This window comes from Spirillospora sp. CA-128828 (assembly GCF_050945415.1).
Taxonomy (GTDB): Bacteria; Actinomycetota; Actinomycetes; order Streptosporangiales; family Streptosporangiaceae; genus Spirillospora.
This window is the reverse complement of the sequence record NZ_CP191986.1, coordinates 4498733-4510666: the sequence shown is the minus strand read 5'-3', so window position 1 is coordinate 4510666 and position 11934 is coordinate 4498733. Positions and strand designations below refer to the sequence as shown.

Sequence of the window (11934 nt, the reverse complement as noted above, 5' to 3'; positions counted from 1 at the left end):
CCGTCCGCCCGCCGCTCAGGCCGGGGGAAGATCGACCAGGGCGGCCAGGGCCGCACGGTGCCGGTCCGCGGTGCCGAGGGCGATGGAGTCGGCCTTGGCGCGCTTCAGGTACAGATGCGCGGGATGCTCCCAGGTGAAGCCGATGCCGCCGTGCATCTGGACGCATTCCTCGGCCGCCTTGAGCGCGACCGCCGAGCAGTGCGCCTGCGCGACGGCGACCGCGATCGGCGTGTCCTCGTCGCCCGCCGCCACGCAGGACGCGGCGTGCCGGGCGACCGCGCGGGCCTGGGTGACCGACGTCCACAGATCGGCGAGCCGGTGCTTGAGGCCCTGGTAGGAGCCGACCGGGCGGCCGAACTGGTAGCGGGTCTTCACATAGGCGATGGTGTCGTCCAGGCAGCGTTCGGCGAGGCCGAGCTGCTCGGACGCCAGCATCGCGGCCCCGGCCAGCAGCGCGGCGCGGACCGCGTCCGTCCCTTCGGCGACCAGGCGGGCGGGCGCCCCGGAGAAGGCGAGGTCGGCGAGCCGCCGGGTCATGTCGAGCGAGGTCACGGCGGTGCGGCGGGCGTCGGCGGCGTCCACCGCGTACAGACCGTCGGCGGACGGGACGAGGAGGACGCCGGCTGCCATGCCGTCGGCGACGCTGGTGACCTCGCCGGTCACTCTGCCGTCCGCGACCTGCACGGACGCCGTCGCGTCACCGGGCGCGGCGCTGAAGGGGACGGCCAGCGCGGCGATCTCCTCCCCGGCGGCCAGCCGCGCGAGCAGCTCCCGCTCCCCGGCGGCCAGCAGCGCGGCCGTCGCGATCACCGAGCTGCTCAGGAACGGGACGGGCGCGGCGAACCGGCCGAGCTCCTCCATCACGACGGCGGTCTCGCGCCAGGTGGCGCCGGCGCCCCCGAGGTCCTCGGGGACGGGCAGCCCGGCGCAGCCGAGCTGCCCGGCGACGGCCCGCCACAGCGCCGCGTCGTAGGGCTCGTCCTTCTCGGCGCCGGCGAGCACCGACGTCCAGGGCGCCTTGTCGTCGAGGACCTCGCGGACGCTCGCGCGGAGGTCGCTCTCGATCTCGGAGTAGAGCAGGTCACTCACTTGGGCAGGTCCTTCCACGCCACGTCCTTGTCGACGCGGATCTCACCGGGCAGGCCGAGGACGCGCTCGGCGATGATGTTGCGCAGGATCTCCGAGGTGCCGCCCTCGATGGAGTTGCCCTTGGCGCGCAGGTAGCGGTAGCCGGGCGAGCGGCGGGTGAAGTCCACCTCGCTGGGGCGGCGCATCGTCCAGTCGTCGTAGCGCAGGCCGTCCTCGCCCAGCAGTTCCAGCTCCAGGCCGGACACCTCCTGGTTGAGCTTGGCGAAGGCGAGCTTGGCGCCCGATCCCTCCGGGCCGGGCTGTCCGGCGGTGAGCTGCTGGCGCAGCCGCGCCCCGGTGAGCCGGGCCGCCTCGGTCTCCACCCACGCGCGCAGCAGCGCGTCGTGCAGGCCGGGGGTGCGCAGCTCGGGGCGGTCCCGCCAGAGCGCGGCGACCACGCCGATCATGCCGCTCTCGCGCGGCGCGGCGTTGCCGCCGATCGCGACCCGCTCGTTCATCAGCGTCGTGGTGGAGACCTGCCAGCCCTGCCCGACCTCGCCGAGCCGGTGCTCGTCGGGGATCCGCACGCCGGTGAGGAACACCTCGTTGAACTCGGCCTCGCCGGTGATCTGCCGCAGCGGCCGGACCTCGACGCCCGGCGCGGTCATGTCGCACACGAAGTACGTCATGCCCCGGTGCTTCGGGACCTCCGGGTCGGTGCGGGTGACGAGGATCGCCCAGCGCGCCTCGTGGGCCATGGACGTCCAGACCTTCTGGCCGTCGACCGTCCAGGCGTCGCCGTCGCGGACGGCGCGGGTGGCGAGCGCGGCGAGGTCGGAGCCGGCGCCCGGCTCGCTGAACAGCTGGCACCACAGCTCCTCGCCGGTCCACAGCGGGCGCAGGAAGCGGCGCTTCTGCTCCTCGGTGCCGAAGGCGAGGATCGTCGGGGCGGCCATGCCGAGCCCGATGCCGTTGCGCTCCGGGTGGTTGGCCGGGGCGCCGGCCTCGGCGAACCGGCGGTCGACGGCGGGCTGGAGATACCGCGGGGCGCCGAGCCCGCCGAGCCCTGCCGGGTAGTGGACCCAGGCGAGCCCGGCGTCGAACCGGGCGCGCAGGAACTCCAGCGGTTCCATGGCCGAGGGGTCGTGGCCGGCGAGGAACTCGCCGACCCGCCTGCTCAGCTCGTCGGCGTCGGGCGGTGCTGTGCTCACAGGGCGAACCTCCGCGCGGGGCGAGGGTGGCGGGCGGCCACCCGGACCATGAACATACCAACCGGTCGGTATGGTCCACCCAGCCTAAGAACCGCCGGGACGGCGAGTCAACCGTCCCCGCCGCGCCCCATCGCCCGGCCGAGCCCGGGATGGTCGTGGTAGTCGCGGGTCTCCACGATCAGACCGTCCCGCACCCGCAGGACCTGGATGTTGGCGACGCGGAACGTCCGGCCGGTGGTGGTGACGCGGCCCTCGTAGTCGAACTCCGCGACGATCACTTCCGGGTCGGCGGTGTCGTGCACCACCACGTCGCGGGCGCACAGTTCGAGCGGGCCCGCGGCGGCGGCGCGGAAGTGCCGGTCGATCGTCGCGCGGCCCTCCAGATGCGGCGGCGCGGGAGGCAGCGCGAACGGCTGGTCGACGACCGCGTCCTCGGCGTACAGGGCCGCGAGCTCGTGCCAGCGGCCGGCCGAGATGCCCGCGCTGAGCCGCGCGAACACCTCGCGCGGCGTGGTGCCCGCGCTCACGCCATCGCCTCGGCGAAGGCGCGGTGGTGGGCGTAGTCGCGGGACTCCACGATGTGCCCGTCGCGCACCCGCAGGACGAAGATGTTGGGCACGACGAACTCGCGCCCGGTCTCGGTGTTGCGCCCCTCGTACTCGAACTCCGCGATGATCACCTCGGGATCGGCGGTCTGGTGGACGACGACGTTGCGCGCCTTCATCTCCACCGGCAGCGTCTCCAGCTGGGCGAAGTGCTCGCGCAGCGCCTCGCGGCCCTCCAGGCGCGAGGCGGGATGGGCGAACGGGTGCACGACCACCGCGTCCTCCGCGTAAAGCCGCGGCAGGACGTCGGGCCGCCGCGCGGTGACCCCGTCGATCAGCCGCTGGAAGACGGCCCGGGGGCTGGCGAACTCGGACATGGCTCTCCTCTACAATCGGAGTACGTGCTCCGTATGAGAAAATATGGAGTCACGACTCCACTTGTCAACGGAAGGCCGCGATGACCTCACCCTCGTCCGGCAGGCCGCTGCGCGCGGACGCCCTGCGCAACCGCGCCAAGGTGCTCGCCGCGGCCGAGGAGGTCTTCGCCGTCCAGGGGACCTCCTCCTCCACCGAGGAGGTCGCGCGGAAGGCGGGGGTCGGGATCGGGACGGTGTTCCGGCACTTCCCGACCAAGGAGTCGCTGCTGGAGGCCGTCCTGGTCGCGCTGCTGGAACGCCTCGCGGCCGAGGCCGGGGAACTGCGGTCCTCGGCCGACCCCGGGGCCGCGTTCTTCGGGTTCTTCTCCCGGGTTGTCTCGCAGGCGACCGCCAAGCAGGCCGTCACCGAGGCGCTGGCGGAGGCGGGCATCGACGCCCGCCAGGCCACCGGACGCGCCGGGCCGGGTTTGCGGGCCGCCCTCGGCGTCCTCCTCGAACGGGCGCAGGAGGCGGGCGCGGTCCGCGCCGACGTCGGCCCCGGCGAGGTCATGGCGCTGCTGGCCGGGATGTCCTACGCGGCCGGACGCGCCGGAGCCCGCGACGACGTGCTCCGCATCGCCTTCGACGGCCTGCGCCCGTGCGGGTGCGACGATCAGGCGGCCGCGCGCAGGTAGTGCGCCCAGTAGCCCTGCCACGGCCCGTAGCGTTCGGCGAGCTTCCGCAGCTCCGCTTCGGTGAACGTCCTGCCGTAGGCGCGCGACGCCGCGCCGAGCAGGGCCTTCTCGACCGGCGTCTCCTCCATCCTGCCGAGGCCGCGGATCAGGACGAAGTTCGCCGACCAGGGGCCGACGCCGGGCAGGCCGAGCAGAAAGTCCTTGACCTGCTCGTAGGGGCCGGTACGGAGGAATTCCTCGTCGGTTTCGTGCCACGCGAGCAGGGCGCCGTGCAGGTGGCCGCCCTTGCGCTGGTTGCCTGCCAGTTCGGTGAGGCGCCTCTCGGGCAGGGAGACGAGCTGATCGAAGTCCGGGAACGCGGTGTGCTCGGCGCCGTCCACGGTGAGCCGGTTGCCGAACTCCCCGAACATCGCCCGCTTGGCCTTGGCCGCGGCGGCGATGGGCGTGCGTTGCGAGAGGATCGCCCAGACCAGGTTCTCCAGCGGCGTGGGGAACTTGACCTGGTGGTACCCGTGGAGCCGGTCGAGGACGGGCGCGAAGCCCGGGTCGTCGCGGCCGAGGGCGTAGAAACCGGTGAGGTCGTCGTCCAGGCTCAGGTGGAACCGGACCCGGTCGGCGGCGGCCTCGGTGACGTCCGAAGTGAGCGGTTCGGCGCCGTACAGGGTGACGCGCACGCCGCTCCCCGCCTGGACGATCTGGGCGACGACGGTCCGGCCGCGCGCCCGCAGGGCCTTGGTCAGCGTCCCTTCCCGGATCGCCTGCTCCCCGGATGTGGGCGTGAACCCGCACACGAACCGCAGCGACGGGGCGAGGTCGAACGGCGGCGCGGCGGGCAGGTCGATGGTCTCGGTGAACACGGCCGCACACTACCCAGCGGCTACGACATCGCCAGCTCGGCCGGGAGGTCGTCCTCGTGGAGGACGGTCAGGGTGCTGACGGCGCGGGTCAGCACCACGTAGAGGCGGGCGAGGCCGCGCGCCTCGGCGGCGGCGATGGCGGCGGGCTCGGCGACGATCACATGGTCGTACTCCAGGCCCTTGGCGAGCGTGGCCGGGACGACGAGCAGCCGCCCGGTCCCGTCGGAGTCGGGACCGAGGACCTCGTGCTCCAGCCCGGCGGCGTCCAGCGCCGCGGCGTGCGCGTCCGCCTGCGCGTCCGGCACGATCAGCCCGACCGATCCCGGGCGGATGAGGGCCGCGCGCACCGCCTCGGCGGTCGCGGCGACGAGGTCGGGGACGCGCCGCACCTCCAGCGCGCCGGTGCCGGGACGCAGCGAGCGCGGCCGCTCAAGGCCGGGCGCGACGTGCGGGAGCAGGCGGGCGGCGAAGTCGAGGACGGTCCCCGGGACGCGGAAGCCGAGGGTCAGTTCCGTGACCTCCCCGTCCTGCCCGAGATGCGCTAGCACCTCCTTCCAGGAGCGGGCCGACCACGCGGTGGTCCCCTGCGCGATGTCGCCGAGGACGGTCGCCGAGCCCGTCCCGCAGCGGCGGCCGAGCGCCCGGAGCTGCATCGCGGACAGGTCCTGCGCCTCGTCCACGACCAGGTGGCCGAGCGAGGTGGTGCGCTCGATGAGGTCGTTCAGCTCGTCCAGCAGCGCGCGGTCGGCGGCGGTCCACTTCGCGGACCGGTGCGAGCGGGCGGGCCTGGCCCACAGCACGGCGGCCTGCTCGTCCTCGTCGAGGGCGCCCTTCGCGGCGCTCCGCAGGAACCCGGCGTCCGACAGCAGCCGGTGCAGGACCTGCTCGGCGGTCACCTTGGGCCACACCGCGTCGAGGACCTGCTTGACCGGCCTGCTCCGCGCGACCTGGTCCTGGACCCGGTCGTCGGGGGCCTCGCCGCGCCGTTCCATCCGGACGAGGATCTGGTGGGCGAGCCGCTGCGCGAACGCGGCGCGGCCGCTGCCGTACCGGGTCGTCCCGCGCAGCGCGGCGGCGATCTCGCGGACCTCGTGGTCGGCGAGCCGGTAGCGCATGGCGCCCCGGGTGACGACGAGCCCCTCCTCCGGCTTGCGGACGTGCAGCCACAGCGCCCTGCGGAGCACGTCGGCCATCCGCGCGTCGCCCTTCAGGGCGGCGACGGCCGCGGGCTCGTCGCCCAGCGGCGCGCCGAGCAGGTCGCCGATCGTCGCCTGCTCGACCCTGACCTCGCCGAGCGCGGGCAGCACCGCCGAGATGTACGCGAGGAAGGCGCGGTTCGGGCCGACGATGAGCACCCCCGACCGGGACAGCCGCTCCCGGTGCGTGAACAGCAGATAGGCGGCGCGGTGCAGGCCGACGGCGGTCTTGCCGGTGCCGGGCGCGCCCTGCACGCACACGCTGCGGGGCAGCTCGGCCCGGACGATCACGTCCTGCTCCGGCTGGATGGTGGCGACGATGTCGCGCATCGGCCCGGTGCGGGGACGCTCGATCTCCTCGGTGAGGATCCGGGACGGGCCCCGCTCACCGCCTTCCAGGGCGCCGCCGTCCAGCGGCTCGTCCTCGAAGGCGGTCAGCACGCCGGCCTGGAACCCGAAGCGGCGCCGCAGCCGCCAGCCCATGGGGTCGGCGGGGCCGGCCTGGTAGAACGCCCGGGACACCGGGGCGCGCCAGTCCAGGACGAGCGGCCGTCCCTCGTCGCCGTCGTGGACGTGCCGCCGCCCCACGTACATGACCGCGGGCAGGTCGGGACCGCCGTCGCCGTCGCGGTCCATGCGCCCGAAGAACAGCGGAGTGCCGGGACGGTCGGCGAGCGCCTCGATCCGCTGGTCGAGCAGCGACTCCAGGAACTGCTTGGACACCCAGTCGGCGGCGACGTCCGCGGTCAGGCGCTCGGCGTGCTCGCGCATGCGGCGCAGCGCGGCCCGTGACTCGGCCAGGTGGGCGCGCTCGGCGGCGAGGACCGCGGGTTCGGAAGGGTCGGCGGGCTCGGCGGGCATGCGGACGGACCTCCGGTGACGAGGCGGGGTGAGGGCGAAACTCGCAACCTTACCGGCCGGGTGAAGATCCGGGGCGTGCGTCGGCGCTTCGCCTTGCCGGGCGGACCGGGGTGTGTGACGTTGGGCGGCATGGTCACTCTGACGGGACGGTCCGCGCTGGTCACCGGCGCCTCGTCCGGCATCGGCGCGGTGGTCGCGGAGGCGCTCGCGGCCGCCGGGGCGCGGGTCGGGCTGGTGGCGCGACGCAAGGACCGGCTGGAACAGGTCCTCGCCCGGTGCCGCGAGCATGCCCCGGACTCGGCGATGTGGACGGCCGACCTCGCCGACCTCGACGGGATCGACGAGCTCGCGGCGGACGTCGAACGCGAGTTCGGCGGCGTGGACGTGCTCGTGAACAACGCGGGGATGCCGAAGCGGCGCCGCGTCCAGGACCTCTCCCCCGCCGAGACCGGCGAGGTGATGCGGCTCAACTACCTGTCCCCCGTGCGGCTCACGCTGGCCCTGCTGCCCGGCATGGTCGCGCGCGGGCGCGGGCACCTGGTGGCGATGGGCTCGGTCGCGGCGAGGCTCGGCCCGCCGCACGAGGCCGCCTACTCCGCGTCCAAAGCGGCACTCACGGCGTTCTGGGAGAGCATGGCGGTCGACCTCGACGGCACCGGCGTGCAGGTCCACGTGATCCAGCCCGCGCTGATCGCGGGCACGGAACTGTTCACACTGCCCGGCAACGAGCCCCCGCTCAGCGACGTCTCGGACGCGCTGCCGCCGCAGGAGGTCGCCACCGCCGTCCTGGAGGTCCTGGAAAGCGGGCGGTTCGAGCAGTACGTGCCTGGCTGGTTCACCGACATGGCCTCCGGTAAGGCCGCGGACGTCGACGCGTTCGTCGCCGGGGTCAAGGAGTGGACCCGCGACCGTCTGGAGCCTCCCGTGTCCTGACCGGACCGCCGTTGCCGCCGCCCGGGCGCGTCAGTAGGGTGAGGATCCGCCAGTGATCCACGTCACAGTAGCCGCGAGGTGCGATGGCCGCTCCAGAGGGCCTGCGGGTCCGCGACGTCACCGTGCGGTTCGGCCGGGTGACGGCCGTCGACGGGGCCGGGCTCACCGTGCCGCCCGGCACGGTCACCGGCCTGATCGGCCCGAACGGCGCCGGCAAGACGACCCTGTGCGACGTGATCACGGGCCTGCGGCGGCCGGCGGCCGGCACCGTCCACCTCGGCGACGCCGACCTCACGGGCAGCGCCGCGCGCGAGCGCGCCCGGCGCGGCATCGCCCGCACGTTCCAGCGGGCGGGACCGGCGGGCTCGACGACCGTCCGGGACGGCGTCCGGGCCGCGGCGGCGCGGCACGCGATGTCCGGGCGGTATCCGGGCCGGACGGCGCGGGACCGGTGGCGGCGCCGCCTCGACGCCCGCCGGGACGCGGGCGGGCGCGCCGACGAGATCCTCGCCCGCGTCGGCATCGAGGAGTACGCGCACAGCTCCGCCCGGATGGTGCCGCCCGGCGTCGCCCGGCTGGCGGACCTGGCGCGGGCTCTGGCCGCCGAACCGGCCGTGCTGCTGCTGGACGAGCCGTGGGCGGAGCTTCCGGTACGGCAGGCGCGTGCACTGGAGGTCCTGCTGCGCGACCTGGCCGGGGAGGGGCTGGCGGTGCTGGTGGTCGAGCATGAACTGGAGCCGGTGCTGGGCGTCTGCGACGTCCTCCACGTCCTGGACGACGGCAAGGTGATCGCGACCGGCGCGCCGGCGGAGGTCCGCGCCGATCCCCAGGTGAAGGCCGCCTACCGCGCCGCCTAGGAGATGTGCCCGGCCGTCACCACGTGTCGATCCAACGCCGGGGACGGTCCTCGGCGGGCGGGGCGCCCGCGAGGACGGTGGTGATCCAGCGGCGGCTGCCGGCGGGGTCGATGACGTCGTCCAGCTCGAACACCGTGGCGGCATGGAGCGCCTTGCCGTACTCGTAGGCTGCGGCGACCATCTGCTCGAAGAGCGCCCGCGGGTCGTCGGCGGCCTCCAGTTCCTTGCGGAACCCGAGCCGGACGGCGCCCTCCAGCCCCATGCCGCCGATCTCGCCGGTCGGCCACGCGACGGTCGCCAGCGGCGCCTTGAAGCCGCCGCCGGCCATGGCCTGCGCGCCGAGCCCGTAGCCCTTGCGGAGCACGATCGTGATGATCGGGACACGCAGGTTCGCGCCGATGACGAACAGCCGGCCGAAGTGCCGGACGGTGGCGGTCCGCTCGGCGTCCGGGCCGACCATGAAGCCGGGGGTGTCGCACAGGGACACGACCGGCAGGCCGTGCGCGTCGCACAGCTGCAGGAACCGGGCGGCCTTGTCGGCGGCGTCGCGGTCGATGGCGCCGCCGAGGTGCGCCGGGTTGCTGGCGATCAGCCCCATCGGGCGGCCCTCGATCCGGACCAGCGCGGTGATGATCCCGACGCCGAACGCCCGGCGCAGTTCGAGCACCGACCCGGTGTCGGCCAGGTGCGTGATCGCGCGGCGGACGTCGTAGGCGCGGAGCCGGTTCGCCGGGACGACGTGCCGCAGCATCCTCTGGTCGTCGCACGTCCAGCCGTCCGCCGGACCCTGGAAGTAGGACAGGTAGCGGCGGGCGGCGGCCACGGCCTCCGCCTCGTCCGCCACGACGAGGTCGACGACGCCGTTGGGTTCCTGGTCGGCGACCGGCCCGATCTCCTCGGGCGCGAAGACGCCGAGTCCGCCGCCCTCGATCATGGCGGGACCGCCCATGCCGATGTTGGCGTCGCGGGTGGCGATGACGACGTCGCAGCAGCCGAGCAGCGCCGCGTTCCCGGCGAAGCAGCGCCCGTCGGCGATGCCGATCGACGGGACGACGCCGCTGAGCCGCCCCATGGCGTGGAAGGTCGGCACGTCCAGGCCCGACACGGCGGAGGTGTCGGTGTCGCCCGGCCGTCCCCCGCCGCCCTCGGCGAAGAGCACCAGCGGGAGGCGGCGGCGGGCGGCGATGTCGAGCATCCGGTCGGTCTTGCGGTGGTTCTGGTGGCCCTGCGTCCCGGCCAGGACCATGTAGTCGTAGGACATGACGACGGCCTGCGCGCCGTTCACGTCCCCGATGCCGCAGACCATCCCGTCGGCGGGGGTGCGCTCGATCAGGTCGTCCAGGGAGCGGCGCTGCCGCTGGGCGGCGATGGCGAGGGCGCCGTACTCGACGAACGTGCCCGCGTCGCACAGGTCCTCGATGTTCTCGCGCGCCGTGCGGTGGCCGCGCGCGTGCCGCTTCGCGACCGCTTCCGGACGGGCCGCGTCCAGCCCGGTCTCGTGCCGGCGCAGTGTCTCGGCGAGGTCGGCGCGGATCAGGTCGAGGTCGGTCTCGTCGTCCTCGGCGGCGTGGTCGCCGCCGGCCTCGGCGGGCTCGGTGAACAGCAGCGGCGCGCCTTCGGCGACCGTGTCGCCCGGCCCGGCGGCAAGCGCCCGGACGATCCCGGCCTCGCCCGCCCGGACGACGTGCTCCATCTTCATGGCCTCAAGGATCAGCACCGGCGTCCCGGCCCGGATCAGGTCGCCCTCGGCCACGTCGACGCTCACAACCGTGCCCTGCATGGGCGCGGGCACGGCGATCGTCCCTGGCGGCGCGTCCAGGGCGGCCACCACCTCGGGCTCGGGCGCGTCGTGGGCCGTCTCGACGTAGTAGCGGTGGTGCTCGCTCTCCAGCAGCTCGGCCAGATGGTCGCCGATGAAGGAGGTGTCGGCTCCTCCCGCGGTGAACTCGGGGTGGCGCAGGATGCCCTGCAACAGGGGAAGGCTCGTCGCGACGCCCGCGATCTCGAACTCGCCGAGGGCGCCGTGCGCCCGGGCGGCGGCGGACGGGAGGTCCTCAGCGCGGGCGATGACCTTGGCGAGCAGCGGGTCGTAGCGCAGGCCGATGCGGTAGCCGGCGTACCCGTGGGTGTCGACGCGAACGCCGGGCCCGGACGGCGGCGCGAACGCGGTCAGCGTCCCCGCCCTGGGGCGCGGTGTGCCGTCCGCGTCGATCGTCTCGGTGTTGACCCGCACCTGGACGGCGCAGCCGGACGCCGCCGGCGGCCCGGCGAGGCCGACGCCCGCCAGGTCCTCCCCCAGCGCGAGCCTGATCTGGGTCTTCACCAGGTCGACGCCGGTGATCTCCTCGGTCACGGTGTGCTCCACCTGGAGCCGCGGATTGGCCTCCAGGAACCAGAACTCCTCGCCTGCGACGAGGAATTCGAACGTGCCGAGGCCCTCGTATCGGACCCGGGCGGCCATGCGGAGCGCCGCGTCCAGCAGCGCCTCGCGGACCTTCCCCGGCAGCGCGGGGGCGGGGGCGATCTCGATCAGCTTCTGGTGGCGGCGCTGGACGCTGCAGTCGCGTTCCCACAGATGGGTGACCGCGCCGGAGCCGTCCCCGGCGACCTGCACCTCGATGTGGCGGGCGCGCGGCACGTATTTCTCGGCGTACAGGTCGCCGCTGCCGAACGATGCGAGCGCCTCGGACCGGCACCGCTCGTACGCGGCGGCCACGCCGGCCGGGTCGGTGACGGCGCGCATTCCGCGTCCGCCGCCGCCCGCGAGGGCCTTGAGCATGACGGGGCCGTGCTCGCGGGCGAACGCCTCGGCGTCCGCCACGCTCACCGCGCCGCCGGTCCCGGGCGTGACGGGCACGCCCGCGTCGCGCGCCAGGTCGCGCGACCGGGTCTTGTCGCCGAACAGCTCCAGCAGTTCCGGCCGCGGGCCGACGAACGCCAGCCCGGCGGCGGCGCAGCGGGCGGCGAAGCCCGCGTTCTCGCTCAGGAAGCCGTAGCCGGGGTGGACGGCCACGGCCCCGGCGTCCTTGGCGGCGGCGATGAGCGCGTCCGCGTCGAGGTACCCGGCGACGCCCTCGCCGGGCAGGGCGCGCACCTCGTCGGCGCGCCGGGTGTGCGGTGAGGCGGCTTCGTCGCGGGTGTGCACGGCGACCGTCCGCAGGCCGAGCTCGGCCGCGGCCCGGACGATCCGCAACGCGATCTCTCCCCGGTTGGCCACAAGGATCCCGCCCACACGGCCCTCCTCACCTCGCCTGCGCCGCAGGGCCTCACTCTAGAGAGCGGCACGCGGGGTAACGCCTCCGGCCGCCGGGCACAAGATGGTCCGGCGGGGTCCCACGGGGGATAATGAAGTCCT

General features: G+C 74.6%; 10 protein-coding genes. 3 read left to right on the top strand and 7 right to left on the bottom strand.

Features of this window, described 5'->3' with window-relative positions; genetic code table 11:
* Positions 1 to 15: 15 nt before the first annotated feature.
* From ACQPXG_RS22125 to ACQPXG_RS22110, 4 genes are all read right to left on the bottom strand, one after another.
* Positions 16 to 1089: an acyl-CoA dehydrogenase family protein gene (locus ACQPXG_RS22125; RefSeq protein ID WP_433469601.1), complete on the bottom strand. Its 1074-nt coding sequence runs from the start codon at positions 1087 to 1089 to the stop codon at positions 16 to 18.
* A complete protein-coding gene (locus ACQPXG_RS22120; RefSeq protein ID WP_433469600.1) occupies positions 1086 to 2279 on the bottom strand; it encodes an acyl-CoA dehydrogenase family protein in 1194 nt (397 codons plus the stop codon). The genes ACQPXG_RS22125 and ACQPXG_RS22120 overlap by 4 nt, the downstream gene beginning before the upstream one ends.
* A 107-nt stretch (positions 2280 to 2386) precedes the next feature.
* Positions 2387 to 2806, bottom strand: a complete 420-nt coding sequence (locus ACQPXG_RS22115) for a nuclear transport factor 2 family protein (RefSeq protein ID WP_433469599.1) — start codon at positions 2804 to 2806, stop codon at positions 2387 to 2389.
* A complete protein-coding gene (locus ACQPXG_RS22110) occupies positions 2803 to 3201 on the bottom strand; it encodes a nuclear transport factor 2 family protein (protein WP_433469598.1) in 399 nt (132 codons plus the stop codon). Before ACQPXG_RS22110 ends, ACQPXG_RS22115 begins: the two co-directional genes overlap by 4 nt.
* An 80-nt stretch (positions 3202 to 3281) precedes the next feature.
* Here ACQPXG_RS22110 and ACQPXG_RS22105 point away from each other — a divergent pair, with 80 nt between their 5' ends.
* Positions 3282 to 3875 carry a TetR/AcrR family transcriptional regulator gene (locus ACQPXG_RS22105; RefSeq protein ID WP_433469597.1) on the top strand — a complete coding sequence of 198 codons (594 nt, stop codon included), beginning with the start codon at positions 3282 to 3284 and terminating at the stop codon, positions 3873 to 3875.
* Here the strand turns inward: ACQPXG_RS22105 and ACQPXG_RS22100 are convergent.
* On the bottom strand, positions 3854 to 4732 hold the full coding sequence (locus tag ACQPXG_RS22100; RefSeq protein ID WP_433469596.1) for a DNA-3-methyladenine glycosylase family protein: 879 nt from the start codon (positions 4730 to 4732) through the stop codon (positions 3854 to 3856). The genes ACQPXG_RS22105 and ACQPXG_RS22100 overlap by 22 nt on opposite strands.
* Before the next feature lie 20 nt (positions 4733 to 4752).
* Complete coding sequence (locus ACQPXG_RS22095; RefSeq protein WP_433469595.1) at positions 4753 to 6789, bottom strand: HelD family protein; 2037 nt, start codon at positions 6787 to 6789, stop codon at positions 4753 to 4755.
* Positions 6790 to 6918: 129 nt separating this feature from the next.
* On the opposite strand from ACQPXG_RS22095, the gene ACQPXG_RS22090 reads away from it, so the two are divergent.
* Together ACQPXG_RS22090 and ACQPXG_RS22085 are read left to right on the top strand one after the other, a co-directional pair.
* Positions 6919 to 7722: an SDR family NAD(P)-dependent oxidoreductase gene (locus ACQPXG_RS22090; RefSeq protein WP_433469594.1), complete on the top strand. Its 804-nt coding sequence runs from the start codon at positions 6919 to 6921 to the stop codon at positions 7720 to 7722.
* 83 nt (positions 7723 to 7805) lie between these two features.
* A complete protein-coding gene (locus ACQPXG_RS22085) occupies positions 7806 to 8579 on the top strand; it encodes an ABC transporter ATP-binding protein (RefSeq protein ID WP_433469593.1) in 774 nt (257 codons plus the stop codon).
* A gap of 16 nt (positions 8580 to 8595) precedes the next feature.
* On the opposite strand, the gene ACQPXG_RS22080 is transcribed toward ACQPXG_RS22085, so the two are convergent.
* On the bottom strand, positions 8596 to 11811 hold the full coding sequence (locus ACQPXG_RS22080; protein WP_433469592.1) for a carboxyl transferase domain-containing protein: 3216 nt from the start codon (positions 11809 to 11811) through the stop codon (positions 8596 to 8598).
* Positions 11812 to 11934 lie beyond the last annotated feature (123 nt).